The sequence below is a fragment of the Bacillus sp. KNSH39 genome (genome assembly GCF_052656585.1).
The window spans coordinates 1,865,543-1,881,107 of record NZ_JBQXYO010000001.1; the positions used below are offsets into that span (position 1 = coordinate 1,865,543).

The 15,565-nt window shown below is 34.5% G+C and carries 17 protein-coding genes and 3 pseudogenes; 5 read left to right on the forward strand and 15 right to left on the reverse strand.

The annotated features are described in order from the left end of the window. Window positions 1–48 precede the first annotated feature (48 nt). From ACUL40_RS09430 to ACUL40_RS09445, 4 genes are all read right to left on the reverse strand, one after another. Window positions 49–798: an ABC transporter permease gene (locus tag ACUL40_RS09430; RefSeq protein WP_000837818.1), complete on the reverse strand. Its 750-nt coding sequence runs from the start codon at window positions 796–798 to the stop codon at window positions 49–51. Next, window positions 799–1,560 (reverse strand): ABC transporter ATP-binding protein, encoded by a 762-nt coding sequence (locus tag ACUL40_RS09435; protein ID WP_065212057.1) that lies wholly within the window; start codon window positions 1,558–1,560, stop codon window positions 799–801. It lies immediately after the preceding gene. A gap of 170 nt (window positions 1,561–1,730) precedes the next feature. Continuing rightward, window positions 1,731–2,072 carry a DUF1048 domain-containing protein gene (locus ACUL40_RS09440; RefSeq protein WP_000891986.1) on the reverse strand — a complete coding sequence of 114 codons (342 nt, stop codon included), beginning with the start codon at window positions 2,070–2,072 and terminating at the stop codon, window positions 1,731–1,733. A 75-nt stretch (window positions 2,073–2,147) separates the two neighbouring features. Further along, entirely contained in the window at window positions 2,148–2,468 is a 321-nt protein-coding gene (locus ACUL40_RS09445; protein WP_000429488.1) for a PadR family transcriptional regulator, read from the reverse strand. 887 nt (window positions 2,469–3,355) lie between these two features. On the opposite strand from ACUL40_RS09445, the pseudogene ACUL40_RS09450 reads away from it, so the two are divergent. Further along, window positions 3,356–3,813 (forward strand): annotated as a pseudogene (locus ACUL40_RS09450) (transposase); the annotation flags it as partial. A gap of 118 nt (window positions 3,814–3,931) precedes the next feature. Here ACUL40_RS09450 and ACUL40_RS09455 read toward each other — a convergent pair. The 7 genes and pseudogenes from ACUL40_RS09455 to ACUL40_RS09485 form a co-directional block, all read right to left on the reverse strand. Continuing rightward, window positions 3,932–4,417, reverse strand: a complete 486-nt coding sequence (locus ACUL40_RS09455) for a hypothetical protein (protein ID WP_000548430.1) — start codon at window positions 4,415–4,417, stop codon at window positions 3,932–3,934. Between the two features lie 160 nt (window positions 4,418–4,577). Next, window positions 4,578–4,924, reverse strand: a pseudogene (locus tag ACUL40_RS09460) (RHS repeat-associated core domain-containing protein); the annotation flags it as partial. 202 nt (window positions 4,925–5,126) lie between these two features. Further along, complete coding sequence (locus ACUL40_RS09465) at window positions 5,127–5,777, reverse strand: hypothetical protein (protein WP_072770360.1); 651 nt, start codon at window positions 5,775–5,777, stop codon at window positions 5,127–5,129. Between the two features lie 18 nt (window positions 5,778–5,795). Continuing rightward, window positions 5,796–7,550: pseudogene (locus tag ACUL40_RS09470) on the reverse strand (RHS repeat domain-containing protein); the annotation flags it as partial. Beyond that, complete coding sequence (gene hcp / locus ACUL40_RS09475; RefSeq protein WP_065211782.1) at window positions 7,546–8,832, reverse strand: hydroxylamine reductase; 1,287 nt, start codon at window positions 8,830–8,832, stop codon at window positions 7,546–7,548. The gene hcp and the pseudogene ACUL40_RS09470, both read right to left, overlap by 5 nt. 700 nt (window positions 8,833–9,532) lie before the next feature. After that, a complete protein-coding gene (bla2, locus tag ACUL40_RS09480; RefSeq protein WP_227077954.1) occupies window positions 9,533–10,306 on the reverse strand; it encodes a BcII family subclass B1 metallo-beta-lactamase in 774 nt (257 codons plus the stop codon). A 156-nt stretch (window positions 10,307–10,462) separates the two neighbouring features. Then, window positions 10,463–10,744, reverse strand: a complete 282-nt coding sequence (locus tag ACUL40_RS09485) for a hypothetical protein (protein WP_000397721.1) — start codon at window positions 10,742–10,744, stop codon at window positions 10,463–10,465. A gap of 133 nt (window positions 10,745–10,877) precedes the next feature. Here ACUL40_RS09485 and ACUL40_RS09490 point away from each other — a divergent pair, with 133 nt between their 5' ends. Then, window positions 10,878–11,072, forward strand: a complete 195-nt coding sequence (locus tag ACUL40_RS09490) for a hypothetical protein (RefSeq protein WP_000819661.1) — start codon at window positions 10,878–10,880, stop codon at window positions 11,070–11,072. Window positions 11,073–11,160: 88 nt separating this feature from the next. On the opposite strand, the gene ACUL40_RS09495 is transcribed toward ACUL40_RS09490, so the two are convergent. From ACUL40_RS09495 to ACUL40_RS09510, 4 genes are all read right to left on the reverse strand, one after another. Then, window positions 11,161–11,409, reverse strand: coding sequence for a hypothetical protein (locus ACUL40_RS09495; protein ID WP_000666948.1), 249 nt, complete (start codon window positions 11,407–11,409; stop codon window positions 11,161–11,163). Window positions 11,410–11,689: 280 nt separating this feature from the next. Further along, window positions 11,690–12,733: a flavin-containing monooxygenase gene (locus tag ACUL40_RS09500; RefSeq protein WP_065211780.1), complete on the reverse strand. Its 1,044-nt coding sequence runs from the start codon at window positions 12,731–12,733 to the stop codon at window positions 11,690–11,692. A 150-nt stretch (window positions 12,734–12,883) separates the two neighbouring features. Continuing rightward, the gene (locus ACUL40_RS09505; protein WP_000632406.1) at window positions 12,884–13,237 is read right to left on the reverse strand and encodes a glyoxalase superfamily protein; all 354 of its coding nucleotides are present in this window, start codon (window positions 13,235–13,237) and stop codon (window positions 12,884–12,886) included. Between the two features lie 13 nt (window positions 13,238–13,250). Further along, window positions 13,251–13,943 carry a cyclic nucleotide-binding domain-containing protein gene (locus ACUL40_RS09510; RefSeq protein WP_065211779.1) on the reverse strand — a complete coding sequence of 231 codons (693 nt, stop codon included), beginning with the start codon at window positions 13,941–13,943 and terminating at the stop codon, window positions 13,251–13,253. 108 nt (window positions 13,944–14,051) lie between these two features. Here ACUL40_RS09510 and ACUL40_RS09515 point away from each other — a divergent pair, with 108 nt between their 5' ends. The 3 genes from ACUL40_RS09515 (at window position 14,052) to ACUL40_RS09525 (ending at window position 15,560) form a co-directional block, all read left to right on the forward strand. Continuing rightward, window positions 14,052–14,498, forward strand: a complete 447-nt coding sequence (locus ACUL40_RS09515; protein WP_048655704.1) for a DMT family transporter — start codon at window positions 14,052–14,054, stop codon at window positions 14,496–14,498. 13 nt (window positions 14,499–14,511) lie between these two features. Next, entirely contained in the window at window positions 14,512–14,976 is a 465-nt protein-coding gene (locus tag ACUL40_RS09520; RefSeq protein WP_000965812.1) for a DMT family transporter, read from the forward strand. An 89-nt stretch (window positions 14,977–15,065) separates the two neighbouring features. Beyond that, the gene (locus ACUL40_RS09525; protein ID WP_000901700.1) at window positions 15,066–15,560 is read left to right on the forward strand and encodes a hypothetical protein; all 495 of its coding nucleotides are present in this window, start codon (window positions 15,066–15,068) and stop codon (window positions 15,558–15,560) included. The last annotated feature ends 5 nt before the right edge of the window (window positions 15,561–15,565 follow it).

Consider the following 15,565-nt stretch of genomic DNA (forward strand, 5'->3'; position numbering starts at 1 on the left):
GCTTTTCTAAATATATATTATTCCTGAAGGTTTCGTTTATCACGTTTCTTACCCTAACTGACGTTTAAATGCTTTACTGGCGAAAAAGTAAGAGATGACCATTATACCTACGCACCAAGCGAGCGCAATCCAAATATCGTTACCAACAGTTCCTTCATATAAAAGAGCACGAATCGCATTCACGATTGAAGTTACAGGCTGATTCTCCGCAAACACACGAACAATTTTTGGCATCGTTTCGGTAGGTACAAAGGCCGAACTAATAAATGGAAGAAAAACTAGCGGGTACGAGTAAGCAGTCGCCCCTTCCATAGACCTCGCTTTCAATCCTGGAATGATAGCTAGCCATGTTAGCGCCAGCGTAAACATCCCTAGTATCCCAGCTACTGCAAGCCAATCTAGAATATTAGCGCTGGAACGAAAGCCCATTAAGAGTGCAACAAGAATAACCACCACGATAGTAAGTACATTAGCAACAAGAGAGGTTAAAACGTGAGCCCACAATATCGATGAGCGCTTAATAGGCATCGTAATGAAACGTGCCATCAGCCCACTCTTTACATCCGTAAAGAGTCGCACGGAAGTGTAAGCTACACCGGATGCGATAGCCATTAGCAAAATTCCCGGCAATAAATAATTGACGTAATTTTCCGTTCCTGTTTTTATTGCGCCGCCAAACACGTAGACAAATAATAGCATCATCATAATCGGTGTAATCGCTACTGTAATAATTGTATCCGGACTGCGCATAATGTTACGCATTAAACGACCTAGTAATACACCTGTTTTACTTTTCATTTACATCTCCTCCTTTTTGCCAATGATCGCAAGGAATATTTCTTCCAATGTCGGTTGCTTCTCGATATACTCCACTTTTGCTGGCGGGAACATCTCTTTTAGTTCAGCAAGAGTACCTGTCGTAATAATTTTTCCGCCATGCAAAATAGCGATACGGTCTGCCAGTTGTTCTGCTTCCTCCAAGTACTGAGTCGTAAGCAAAATAGTTGTGCCGCTACCAGCAAGTTCCTTGACTGTATCCCACACTTCGATTCGCGCTTCAGGATCAAGTCCAGTCGTTGGTTCGTCAAGAAAAATAACTGCTGGCGCCCCAATCAAACTCATCGCGATATCAAGCCGGCGCTTCATCCCGCCTGAATACTGATCTGCCCTTTGGTTTGCCGCATCAGTCAGGCTAAATCTTGCAAGTAGATTGTCAGCAACTTGAGCGGGATTGAAAACACCACGTAATTTGGCGATCATTATCAAGTTTTCCCTCCCAGTCAGCATACCGTCTAAAGCTGCGAACTGCCCTGTCAAACTGATACTTTGACGAACATGGTCTGGTTGACGCTGTACATCAAATCCGCAAATACTTACTTCACCGCTATCTTGCTTCATTAGCGTCGAAAGGATGTTAACCGTTGTCGTCTTTCCAGCTCCATTTGAGCCTAGCAGCGCGAAAATTTCTCCACGCTGCACCTCAAAATCTACCCCTTTTAAAACTTCCTTGTCTTTAAAGGATTTTTTCAAGCCTTTTACAGAAATCGCTGCATGACTCATACTTTTTTCCTCCCTATAAAAATGTTTTGCGAAGACTATTTATTTACCTCTATCTATTTAGTATCACTGATATTCTGTATTACTTAGTACCGAGTTAAAAATATAACTGAATAGCTATGATGGCAATTCATATGTGTAACCAGCTAATCAGTCGGTACTACTTATTCCATTTATTTTTTTCTCAATTTCTTCATAATACTTTCATTCAAATCTTCACGATACTTGGAGACGTAAGTTTTAGCATTTGCCACTAGTTCGTCAGCAAAGGAAGCCACGTCATCCCCAGTAATGTCAAGCACTTGTCTTCCTTCCGCTGCACCAGCTTCAAACAAATCGATTAATTCATACTGTATGTGTAACATATCCATCCCGTTACCCGCTGAAAAATTCCACATGTAGTTTTGAATTTTCTTAAATACAAATTGGTAGTCCTCTGGCAGAGCCTCAACTCGTGCCATCATCATTTTGTACTCTTTTTTATCACCAATTAACTTTTTGAACATTTCTAACATCTTATTTTCCTCCTTTTTTATAAAACCGAACAAGAAATTCTCAAAATATCGGCCGGAACATTTTATCTTATGAACCTATTTTGACTTCAAGACGTTAATTTTTGACGATACAAAATCCCATTTTTTCCAAAACAATTCAAGCTCCTGGCGGCCTTCTTCATTTAATGAATAAAACTTACGAGGCGGTCCCATATCTGATGGTTTCTTTTCAATATTCACAAGCTTTTTCTTCTCTAATCGTACGAGGATGGTATACACCGTACCTTCCACAACTTCGGTAAACCCAAGATCATTCAGGTGGCGGGTAATCTCATAGCCATACGTTTCACGGCGACTAATGATTTCCAGTACACACCCTTCCAGTGAACCTTTCAGCATTTCAGTTAAATTTTCCATGTCCTGATCCTCCTTTACCCCCTATTCTGTCTGACTTATATTCAGTATCACAGAGTACTAAGGCGAATTTTTTACTGAACAGTTTTGTGAATCCGAACTATTCAGTATCACTTATTACATCTACATTGTATGACTAAGTAGTTATGGATGTCAACTTTATTTTCAAAAAAATTAAAAATCCGCTTTACCCTAACCGGATACAGCCTACTTTTTTATGTTGAACTATCCATATAGCTAGTAAGCTAAAGAATGCTCTACAACAAAAATAAATACAATCTTTTTTGTAAGGGGCTACCCCATTTCCATCAAGCTAGCGAAACCGAGATGCCCCCAAACCGAAAAAATGGGAGTATCTCGGTTTTATATATTTGATCATATGTCCTTATTCATATACAGCTAGTTTTTGTAATGGTTGTTCTTTTATAATTAGCCATTCGCTTACAATAATACTATATACAACCCAAAGTGTAATTTAAATCACCTCTCTTCTTAGTGTTTTTATACCGATGTATCTTGTTTTCATGAAATAGATTAAGAGAATTGTGTTTTTTGTTCGTTAAATATCAACTGCCCTCTTCACTATACAGAAACATTAAAAATATCATTACTAAAGCTAAGCCAAGTTTCAATTAAATTATGCCTTAGTTTATAAAAGAAATACCCAATGTAGCATCTAATATGTAAAAAAACATTCGATATTTCGGTATTAATTTATACCTAATTTCGGATCCTTTAATAAAATACCAAAGGTCGAATGAAAGTTAGAAAATTTTTATGAGTTGTTTTCACTTTTAATAAATTCCATTTTTCCTTGATCATGCCATCAGCAATAAATTAATTCCCTCTAAAAAATCCCGAAAATTCATTTAGCTCCAAATGAAAAGTGATTTACGGATGTAACTTATTTATTATTTGGAGAGCGTACTTTGTATTTATCAACGATTATGGATGCCTTTAATCGCCAAATTATAAGTTATGTCGTCAGTAATCGGTCCTTAGCGATGAAGATAGTAAAACAAGCAATGAGAGGACGAAAAGTAAAAGATGTCATTCTTTACACAGACCAAGGAAGTGTTTATACTGCGAAGGAATTTCAATCGTATGCCAAACAAAATGGCATTATCACCAGCATATCCCGGAAAGGAAATTTCCATGATAATGCCATCATGGAAAGCTTCTTTGCGCATTTAAAAGCGGAACTTTCTACTCACAAAAGATAGCAAGAGTATTCAACACAGCTGTACGAAAGGTTGTGCTAGAATACATTCATTACTACAATTGTGTGCGAATACAAGAAAAATCAAACCACCTATCCCCTAAAGAATTTAGGGAACAGATGGTTTAGGTGTTTTGATAGGTGTTCCATTTTCAGGGTTCACTTCAGTTTTAATTGTATTACTTCATTAGTCTTCTTAATTTTCCAATCATTGATTCCGCTGAGTGCCTTTTTCTCAATTTGAACATTAAGGGTGTTCTCTCGTTTCTTTATATTCATCAATAATATATCCCGAATAGGTAGTAGCTTGCCTTTCATATCCAATTTTAGTTAAATTAATATCATTAATCCATTGGAAATAATGGGTCAGCTCATGAGCAATAGTAACCAGATAATATCCTAATGCATCATCTTTTCCATTTTTTTTTAACGTTTCATAATAATCACCTGTTGAAATACGAATATATGGCTCATCATTTCGATTAAATGGCTCGAAGAAAGTTCCATAGACTAGCTCTCCATCCATCGCTTTAATTTTACATGCAGATTTCACATATATCGGTACTCTAATAGGGAAATAATACTCTTGTCGTAACCATTTACAAAATTCTTTAATTGCTCTTCTTACCTCAGGATCAACATCTTTATCAAACTTTAATCTTAATCCTGTACGGTGGCTCTTGTCTTCTAAATTATAATATTTCTGCCAATTTGTCAGTGTCCAAATATGCATATCATCACCCTAACTACCTAATATTTTCTATGCCCCTTACCTGGTGTATGTTTTTTAGGTTTTGAAGGACCATCTCGTTTGTTTGATTGACTTTTCCAACCTTTTTTCTTTTTTTCTCTTTATTTTCTCTTCCTTGTTTCTTTTGACCAGGCCTTGCATACGGATCAGGATCTACCGATAAAAACACACCATGTTCTGGATTATAGTATCTCGCAATCAGATAATACATGCCAATTTCTTTATCATACATGTATCCCGCATATCCAAATGGATTGTCTGCTGCGATACCTTTCGTATCACTCTTTAATACGTTACCCCACGAATCATATTCATACGTTGCTACAGCTTCCCTATTTTGATCTGTCATCGCGACTACGTCACCATGAAGAAGTTGTAGTATACTGTTTGTCTTCGTGATTTCATTGCTCCACGTACACCATTTATTAAATGCATATATTGACGAAGGGCAGTCCCATTTCCATCTATCCCATATAACGGTGGAATACTACCTCTTCCTTAAGAATAATAGATTATTTAAAATAAAAAGTGCATCTCAAAAATTACCTGTTTAATTTTCGAGATGCACTGAATCTATAAAACTTTATATCCCACTCATCATTAAAAAGAATATTAGCAATGAATTAATTTTATAATCCTAGAACGACATGTATAAAATATTACTACTTTCAATACTTGCATTGCCATTCCTTTATTGCAGACCAGCATAGTTTTCAATTAAAGCTTTCCTATACCTTTTTCCTCCATCGCGAAAAATTTCTTTATGGTACTCCTCCGTTTCAATAAGAAAATCAGAAAGAGGCTGCCATATCGTTGTATCAATCATCTGATCCCTATAAATATCTTTTTCACTAATTAGCAACGCTACGTCGTCACGAACATCAATCACCAACAATACCTTTCCAGAAGAAAATAGTATATAAAGTACAAAATGATCACGCAGTGAGCATCCGAACTCTTTTCCATCCTTTTCTTCCCGCCATGTGATAATATCCCAATAGTCTTCTGATGATATATTCACATCAAACTTTGCTGCCTTTTTTACATCTTCATCAAAATATCCGCTCTTAGTCCAAAATAGAAAAGTTCGATATCGAAAAGTTTGTTTTGTACATATATATGCCGTATGCTCTCCTAAAACTTCGCCTATTTGTTTTAACGAATCAATAAATCCCTCAGCACCAAAATCATAACAACTAAATAGCAATATATATTTATCAAGGTCACCCCTGACTACATACTCTGGTAAACTTTTTTCCATATCTACCATCTCGGCAATTCTTTTATAAACAAAACTATACTCTTCCTCGGTAAGTTGAAATAAGCTATCTATTTTTCTCAACCTGTTTCCCCTTTCCCTTTAACCTAAATTTAATAACATCTTTCTTTTTTTCTTCCCTCTTCCATAATACTCAGCAGTATTCTCACCATTACTCGATCCATTGCGAGTAGTTATTTTCCTTCCGTTTTTAGTAAAATTCCTAATTTGCAAACCATTTCGGTAAGTTATGTCTTGATTCCATCCTGCTTTTCCTAATCTATTGTGTAATTGGCGCAGACTTATATTAACCCTAAAATTTGATACAGAATTTCCAACTGTAGTATTAGTAAAATTAAGCTTTTTTCCATATTTGAATGTATTATATGCTAATTTCGCACCTTTATAAGCTGCTCCACCAACTAATCCGACACCAACAGCTACTGCAGCTGCTTTCCAACCATTCTTTTTATACGCTTGATAACCATCATAGGCCGCAAAACCTGCGTTCAATACCATCCAAGCAAAATGACCATCTGGATCGGTCAGCATGACTGGATTATTATCCGCATACGTATACCCATTCATTGTAACCGGGTCATCCTCATCGCCCGGATCAGGATCCACCGATAAGAACACACCATGCTCTGGATTATAATAACGCGCAACTAGATAATACATGCCAATCTCTTTATCATACATGTATCCCGCATATCCAAACGGATTATCTGCTGCGATACCTTTTGCGTCACTTTTTAATACGTTACCCCATGCATCATATTCGTATGTTACTACAACTTCCTTGTCTTGATTCGTCATCGCAACGACATCACCACGAGGATTATAGTGATAGTATAACGTTTGTCCTTGCGATTTCATAGCCATGCGTAAACCATTTACGGAATATACATATTGGCGGAGTACCTTTCCACTACCATCCGTCTCATATAATGGGTTGATACTATCTCCATCATAGAAATAACGTGTTACTTGACCATTTACACTCTTTTCAATACGACGGTTATTCTCATCATATTTATAAGTTGCGAATGCATTGCTCTCACCTTGTTTTGTAATCGCTACAATCTGGTCATCTTCGTTCCATGTATACTTGTACTTCCCGTCAGATGTACGATTTCCATTCGCATCATACGTTAACGATTCGTTTCCGAATTTCACAAGCTGATTTCCGTCATTAAATGTTGCCGCTATAGATTTTGTTTCTTTTCCATTCTCTACAACTTTCACACTCGTACGGTTTCCAAATCCATCATATGTGTAAGATTTACTTGTTCCGTTTGGTAGTGCTTCATTTAATAATTGGTTAATCGGGTCATATACAAAGTTTGTTTCTGTTACTTTTCCGCCCGCACCTTCATGTTTAATCTTCGTACGGTTACCCGCTTGATCATATTCATATCGTTCAGAAAGAAGAATACTGTTGGATGTACCTACTACTAGGTCTTTAATTTTGTTCGCGTGGTCATAGTTAAACGTCGAACCTGAACCATTACCAGCTGTATACGTACGAACGTTTCCTTGATCATCATAATCAAATCGATACGTTTGAGAACCGTCTGTTACACGAATGTTTTGATCTAGCGTGTTGTAGTCATACGATACTTTATTTGTGTATCCACCTTGTGTTACTGTTTGTTCTTTTAATTTCTCTGTCTTACTGTTTGCTTTGTCGTGATATGCCCAGTCAATTTTTCCGCCTCGGCTATCTGTTGCACTTGTAACGCGGTCAGCCTTATCGTATGTTTTTGTTCGTTCTACACCATTGACATGGTCTTTCACTTTCGTAACTTGTCCGTTTTGATCACGTTCAAATGTAAATGAATCTTTTCCGTTACGATAACATCATAGCCATGTCTTCTGCTGCATTTGTAATTAGTTTTAAACCAAATGTTTCTTGTAATACATCAAGCACGCCAGGTGAAATAAATTCAGGAGCCTTTGGACCGATGCGAATATCTTGAATTCCAAGACTAAATAGCCCGAGTAAAATGGCAACCGCTTTTTGTTCAAACCATGATAGCACAATACTTACTGGCAATTCATTCACTTCACATTGGAAAGCATCAGCTAATGCAGCTGCTATTTTCACTGTAGAAATGGAATTATTACATTGTCCTAAGTCGATGTAGCGCGGAATCTCGGTACCAGGTACAACACCGTAATCCACATCATTAAAGCGGAATTTCCCGCAAGAAGTTGTTAAAATAACTGTTTCTGGCGGAAGTGACGTTGCTAATTCACGATAATATTCTCCACCTTTTCCCGGTGCATCACAACCGGCAATAACAAAGAAACGCTTTATCTTCCCCTCTTTTACTGCATTAATAATTTCCGGAGCTAATGATAATACTGTATGATGATGAAACCCTGTTACTAACTGTTCATCCGACTCCATATGTACTTCTGAAAGTTCTAGTGCTTTTTGAATCAATGGTGTAAAATCATCATTTTCAATTTTTTGTACACCCTCTAAACCTGCAATATCATATGAAAAGAATCGATCAGAGTATGATCCTTTAATTGGCATAACACAGTTCGTTGTAGCTAATATGGCACCAGTAAATTTTTCAAAAAGGCGTCTTTGATCATACCATGCCTTACCGATGTTTCCTTTTAAATGTTTATATTTTTTCAGTTGCGGGTATCCGTGTGCTGGTAGCATTTCAGAATGCGTATAAATATTAATGTCTTTTCCTTCTGTTTGCTTTAATAGTTCTTCTAATGCAAATAAATTATGGCCCGTAACTACAATTGCTTTACCTTCTACACGATTTTGTGTAATTTGTACAGGTTCTGGCACACCAAAATGATTCGTATGTGCCTCATCTAATAATTCCATCACCCGTAAAGCTGATTTCCCCACTTTCATAGCCATATCAATATGCTCTTGTTCGTTAAAATTAGAATTTGTTAATGTCATATATAAAGCTTCTTGTGTTGTAGCATCTACAAATCCATCCGTATACCCTAGCTGAGCAGCATGTGTGCGATAAGCTGCAATTCCTTTTAGCCCAAACACAATCGTATCTTGTAGACTCGCAATCGTTTCATTCTTGCCACAAACACCCATTACTTTACATCCGCCTGTTGGCGTTTGTTCACATTGATAACAAAACATATCATCCCACCCTCTCCCAATCATTCATTACACCTTAAGCATAATACCCATTGAAAAAAAGTGATGTGATATCAATCACAATAATATATAAAGATTTGTGACAGTTCATATTGTTGACATAATACTTTTATTGACATCCAAAAAATATACATTAGTGTGCACACATCTTTCGATACTTTTAAATAGCTAAATAATTAATTTGGAGAAATATATACAACAAAAAATTTTTTTGAATCCCTTATACAAATAATTGCAATTCATCTCATATGAAAATAGCGTATTTTTTATTTTAAGGAACTATCATTTTTTTATTAAAGCCTTCATTGTAAACCTCTTTATTTACAATACATTTACACTATCTTAACATTACTTACATTATTTATATGATATATTTATATAGAAGCTACTTAAGAAATTTCATATACATTTTATCTTTATGATCTCTAATCTAATCAATAAAAAGATCATGTTATATTTTTATAACAGGGGTGAATTACGATGACTGAAACTTTAAAAACACTTATAATGCTTGATGCTACTTACGTTGTTATTGCAATTATGACAGTACTAGTATTTGTATACTTGGAATTAAAATCTCAGTAATATATGCTGACGTAATTGACAGATTCAGCATTTAAATATAGTTAGAAGAAAGAAAGGAGAAAATTATTTCTCCTTTCTTTTGTATTTCTACAATTTCTTATTTTAATAAATCCAATGTATGTAAAAGTAATCCCTTGTCTCCTACTTTCCCGTGACCAGGTACTACCGAATTTATATTTCCATATCGCTTCAGCACATTCTCAATCGATGTAGACCATTCATTTACATACGCATCCGCAACATTTCCTAAATCTTTAGCTTCCGCAGATTTTACTAAACAGCCTCCAGCTAAAATTTGATATTGTGGCAACCAAACAACAATATTATCTTCTGTATGTCCTTTCCCTGGATAGAACGTTTCTACTTTTGTATTGCCAAACTTCAAACTCGTAATTATTTGTAAATCTCCAAGCGGCTCTTCATATCCACTGTTCTTTGCTAGTTCTGCGGTTAATGCTGTACTATGCGCTTTAACTCCTTTTTCTTTCAACGCTGTTATTCCGCCAATTCGATCAGCGTGCGCATGTGTAATAATGACATCCGTTACGCGCTTCTGAAATTTCTTTTCTACCATTTCTATTAGTTCCTTCGTTAATTTGTCATCCCAAGAAGAATCAACAAGCACTAGTCCTTTAGCAGTATTAAGAACTAGACCGTTCGAAGGAACTGCTTCTCCATTAAAATAACCTAACTCCGTATGAACCCATACATTCTTGTTTAACTGAGATATTGAAATGGTTCCCGTCTCATTTTTTATTACTGTTTTCTCTACCTTTTGTGATGCTTGTACAGAAGAAATTGTGCTAACAAATTGAATTGTTCCTAGTAAACCTACACATAATCCTACTTTTAACAACGTATTCTTTTTCATGTCATCAACCCTTTCTTTCAAGCTAAATAGTTATTACCTATATTAGACAATTTATCTCAAATGTTTGTTCCATATAATTGGACACTTTATTATCGCCGCTTATGTAAATACACGCATGGTGCAGTGAAAAAAGATCACCCAAATGGATGATCTTTTTTATAATTTATCAACATATTGCTTCGCTTCTAGTAAGGAAAAACCAAAAGCTTCTCTTACTCTCTTAACTGCTGTAATTTTTTTGCCTTCTTCTACAAGCTGGCGTAGTTCTTTATTAATTTCAGGTTCTCTTTCTATAATTCCCATTTCTTTCGTAATTAATTGTAATCTATCTTCAATTCTCTTTAAACGCGCATCATTTTTCTTTTCAATTGTAGTTAATTTTTCAGCGATATAAATGAAACCAAAGGCTACTATCAGTATAACCATCCAAAATTCCATGAATGTTCCCCCTTACTAACTTTCATTTACTTTATTCCACTAACTTATGTAAATTTTACCACAATACACATTTAATGTATAATATCACTATATCAAACTGTTAATAAAACCTATTATTTTAGGGGGACACTTTATGAAAAGATTTTTAAATACGTTACTTCAATTTGTAGTTCTTTCAATCGTGCTACATTTGTTATTTGATATAGTTGGTTGGCTTGTTTTCAATGCACCAATTAAAAACAAACAAATCATCATTTCTTTAATAACAATCTCATGGGTTATGTACATGTACCGAGACAATTTTTTTCAAAAGTTCACTTCAAACTAACTAAAAAAGAAAACACTTCATTGGTGAGGTTGTAAAAACGTTATCCTTATAATGAAAATAAAGAAGCTGTCCCTTCCAGCTTCTTTACCTATATAACATTTTTCGCAACAATTTTTATATGTTCTGGTGCGATAATCTCCGTTATACTTTCTTGGAAATCTTCCCGCAACATTTCTTCCAAATGTTCTAACTGCACTTCAACATGAGTGCATTCTAAATTATGTATATTTAACAGTGCATAATGATCTTTTTTCTTAATTACTAAATATTGATTTTCCTCTGTCACAAGTACAGAACCTAATCGGACTCCTAGTAAGCGCTGATCATCAAACTTCATAATTACTTCTCCTTCCCTCATATAAACAAAATTACAATGAAAATAATTACATTTATGGAAAAACACGCTTGTTTAGACTATATCATAATTTACTAAAATAGAAATATCTTTTTCTGTTTTAATAAAAATCCCTATTTTTTCATATATTTCGATACAAAAAACTTTCTCAACATTAAATTTGAATTTTCAGTTTTTAATTCTATGAAAATCTATTATAATAAAGTTAATAAATGTTTGACCTCTCCTAATTCATGTACATATGGATGATCAGTAGTTATTGCTACTGATCTATTTTTTTGATTTCAGAAAGTACATACTCTGCATCCTTTCCTACACCACAAATAAGTGCGGAACCCCTTTGAGATTGCCATGGTAAACCGATATAATACAATCCTTTTACTGGACTGATTCCCTTTATATGATTAGGAAATCCTTTCTCATTCACTGCCTGTTCAATTTCAATCCAATTATAATTTTGAACAAAACCAGTTGACCATATAATGCTTTCTGCACTATAAGTATCACCATTCTGAAACATAATGTTATTTCCTGATGCACTTACTACTTTTTCTTGCAGTTTGATTGCTCCATTACGAATAAGTTTCTTACCTTCAAAACCGAAAATAGGGTCCTTTCTCTTCTGAAACCATCTTCCCCTCTTTGTATTTATTTCAGCGTACAATAAACCCAATTTTTCTAGCAGATTAAAAATACTTTTTCCAAAAAGTTGTAACGGTAAAAACGTTAAAGGATGACTAATAGACACCGTAACTTCATGAGTCTTTGCCAGTTCTACTGCAATTTGCATTCCTGAATTCCCACCACCTACTACTAGTACTTTTCCCTTAGGAATTTGTGATGGTGATTTATATTGTGATGAATGTATTTGAAAAATATGTGATGATAGATTTGCTGAAACTGAGGGAATAAACGGCTGCTGAAAAGCACCTGTTGCGATAATAACTTTTTTCGTTTGTAAAATTTCTGTAGGAGTATGTAATTCAAATATTTCTTTTTCTTTCTTTATTTTTAGAACTTCCGTTTGTAATTGTACCGGTAATTGAAAATGTCTTGCATATTCTTCTAAATAAGTTGCAATTTCATCTTTATATGGAAATTCATTTTTTTCACCTATTAACGCCATACCCGGCAAGCTACTGTAAGACCTTGGGGTAAAAAGCTGCAAAGAATCATATCGATTTCTCCATGAATCACCAACTCGCTTTCCTGCCTCAAGTAATAAAAAATTATACCCTTCCTGCTTCAAGTAATATCCCATTGTTAATCCAGCTTGACCCGCCCCAATAATAATTAGATCTTTCATTCTAATCCCTCCTCTTCTTAAACGTATGAATATTTGTTCATATATTCATACGTTTCCATAATCATAACATTTTCTTTTTATATGATTCAATATCTACTCAAAATAAAAAAGAGCAGTTCACTGCTCTATGAACTACTCTTCATTCCATTTCTACAATTTTTCCTCGTATAGTGTAATTCTATTTGAAAACGGATCAATTACAGTTAATTCAATTGTACCCCAAGGTGTTTTTTCTATATTCGGCTTCGAATAAGCATATTCTTTACTTAATACTACAGAATGATAATCCTTTACATCATCTATTTTGATCCGAATCGCACCACCTGGTGAGGCATCACCATGATGTTCTGATAAATGTATCACAGCATCCTGTAACGAAATTTGCAAATATAATGGCATATTTTCCTCATACCGATGTTCCCAATCCAGTTTAAATCCTAAAAAACCTAAGTAAAATAGTTTTGCTTTTTCAATATCAAAAATTCTAAATATAGGTGTTATCATTTATACTCTCCTCCTATTTATAAACATCTGCTGCCAATTCTCCCAAAACTTCCACGTTTACTACTTCAAAACAACCATCATTCTTCTTTATTATCTCTTTATCACAAAAAACATTTAATGTGCGCAACAAATGCCGATAGCTCGTTCCTAACAATTCCGCTGTTTCCGTTAAATTCCCACTAAATACAATTCTATTTCCGTGCTGTACTGCTCGTTCCCCTGCTGCTAACATGTAACTCGCAAGTCTATTTTCAAGCGGATACAATAAATTAATTGTACTATTTTTTGAAAGCCGATTTAACTTATGTGCTAACGATCCACAAATACATCTTAAAAATTTCGCATCATGAAATAGCTGATTTCTCACTTTTCCTAATGGTAAACCAACACAATATGAATCTGCCATTACTTGTACATTTGAAGTAATCCTTTGGGAATGAATTAACTCCACATCTCCAAGTAACTGCAAACTATCATAAAAACACAGTAATACGGATTTTCCGTTACTTAATGTGTTAAACGCTTTCGCTTTTCCTTCAACAAAGAAATATAAATAATCTATCTCTTCATTTTCTCTACAAATAAACTCATTCTTTTTAAAAAATATAAGTTCCATATATGGCTTCATATCATGACTAAAAAATGAATCAATATTATTTTGCTTTATATACTCTGCTAATTTAATAGAATTACATACTTTCTTCATAGTTCCCCACCTTTACAACTCATCCCCATTGTAATCAAAATTTTCTTCTTCCACTATGACATATGTCATAGTAATACACAATTTCAGCATGATACAGTCATTACAAATATGAAATATAAAGGGGATATTGCATTGTATAACTTTCTTTCTGTCTTTATTGGTGTGCTCATCGCCGTTATGCTTCCATTGAATGGGATTTTATCTGAGTTAATTGGCAAGTATACAGCAAGCGTAGTCATTCACCTTGTCGGTTTAATTGCAGTTATTTTCGTTTTAATCTTAAACAAACATAAAATTCATTTCGATAAAGGTATTCCACTTTTTTTATATAGCGCTGGAGCGATTGGAGTATTCACTGTTCTTTTTAATAATATAAGTTTCTCCGTCCTTGGTGCCTCTATTACGATCGCATTAAGTTTACTCGGCCAATCCATTGCTTCCATCATTATCGATCATTTTGGCTTATTAGGAATGAAAGTTGCAAAGTTTGAAAAGAAAAAACTAGTTGGATTAGCATTCATCTCTTCTGGGATTATTATCATGACAATATATTAATGGGGGCAAAAATATGTTATATATTACGATCGCTATTTTAGCTGGTGTTTCTATCGTCGTTGCTAGAATTATTAACGCGAATTTAGCAAAGGAAATTGGAAACTGGGAAGGCACGTTTTTCAATTATATTACTGGATTATTTTTCTCTATGTTGTTTTTAATTTTCAGTTCAGATTCATTGTATATTCCTATTCATACGTTGCAATCTATTCCTATCGCCGTGTATTTAGGCGGATTAGTAGGCGTTATCGTTATTTCGTTATCCAACTATATTACTCCTAAAATATCAGCCTTTTATTTAACATTACTCATCTTTATCGGACAATTATTTGCGGGGACTATTATTGATTTCTTCCTGACAAATGAACTCTCAATCGGGAAAGTTATCGGTGGCATTTTCGTATTAATTGGGCTCACTTACAATTTACTCATAGATCGCCCGATAAAAACTGTGAAGCATAACCAAGTTCAACTATAATACTTTACGCTTACCTATCATATATTAATAGAAAAGCTCTTCACACGAAGTAATAGAGAGGAGAAAATCCTATTAAAAAAATTATTTTATTGCTAGGTAGCGTATTAATTATTTCTGGAATTGCATGGTTTATAAACTCGGGAAAATCTATTCAAGATCTCTATACTGCAAATAAACCGAAAAAGAAAGCTACTATTATTTCAAGCTCGCGAGATCCAAATGAGCCCCCTGTTTTTTTAGGAAAACAGGAAATAAAAGATATACATGTCGAATCAATTAAAACAAAACAGGATATCTTTCTCACAAAAACAGATGAATTAAAAACGTTTATTAACAGTATGAATACCGCAAAAAAAGGTAAATTAACATTAGATGAAGAAGGATCAGACTTAATAGATTGTGATATGTGGATTACTTTCGAGGATGGAACTTATAAAAAATATTTCATATGGGTAGTTGATCATCACAGTAGCGAAGTGATGATTGCTCAGCAAGATACTCCTGATGATGTAAAACTTACGTACTATCAGTTAAACGAAGATAGTTCAAAAAAAGTTTATAATTTATTTAAAAAAATTATTTAAACGAA

Coding starts and splice junctions, on each gene's coding strand:
- ACUL40_RS09495 (WP_000666948.1), bottom strand. CDS start 11,409: ATGAAGTTTGATGATCAGCGCTTACTAGGAGTCCGATTAGGTTCTGTA.
- bla2 (WP_227077954.1), bottom strand. CDS start 10,306: ATGAAAAAGAATACGTTGTTAAAAGTAGGATTATGTGTAGGTTTACTA.
- ACUL40_RS09500 (WP_065211780.1), bottom strand. CDS start 12,733: ATGAAAGATCTAATTATTATTGGGGCGGGTCAAGCTGGATTAACAATG.
- ACUL40_RS09520 (WP_000965812.1), top strand. CDS start 14,512: ATGTTATATATTACGATCGCTATTTTAGCTGGTGTTTCTATCGTCGTT.
- ACUL40_RS09455 (WP_000548430.1), bottom strand. CDS start 4,417: ATGCATATTTGGACACTGACAAATTGGCAGAAATATTATAATTTAGAA.
- ACUL40_RS09505 (WP_000632406.1), bottom strand. CDS start 13,237: ATGATAACACCTATATTTAGAATTTTTGATATTGAAAAAGCAAAACTA.
- ACUL40_RS09510 (WP_065211779.1), bottom strand. CDS start 13,943: ATGAAGAAAGTATGTAATTCTATTAAATTAGCAGAGTATATAAAGCAA.
- ACUL40_RS09445 (WP_000429488.1), bottom strand. CDS start 2,468: ATGGAAAATTTAACTGAAATGCTGAAAGGTTCACTGGAAGGGTGTGTA.
- ACUL40_RS09485 (WP_000397721.1), bottom strand. CDS start 10,744: ATGGAATTTTGGATGGTTATACTGATAGTAGCCTTTGGTTTCATTTAT.
- hcp (WP_065211782.1), bottom strand. CDS start 8,832: ATGTTTTGTTATCAATGTGAACAAACGCCAACAGGCGGATGTAAAGTA.
- ACUL40_RS09430 (WP_000837818.1), bottom strand. CDS start 798: ATGAAAAGTAAAACAGGTGTATTACTAGGTCGTTTAATGCGTAACATT.
- ACUL40_RS09490 (WP_000819661.1), top strand. CDS start 10,878: ATGAAAAGATTTTTAAATACGTTACTTCAATTTGTAGTTCTTTCAATC.
- ACUL40_RS09440 (WP_000891986.1), bottom strand. CDS start 2,072: ATGTTAGAAATGTTCAAAAAGTTAATTGGTGATAAAAAAGAGTACAAA.
- ACUL40_RS09435 (WP_065212057.1), bottom strand. CDS start 1,560: ATGAGTCATGCAGCGATTTCTGTAAAAGGCTTGAAAAAATCCTTTAAA.
- ACUL40_RS09515 (WP_048655704.1), top strand. CDS start 14,052: ATGAAATATAAAGGGGATATTGCATTGTATAACTTTCTTTCTGTCTTT.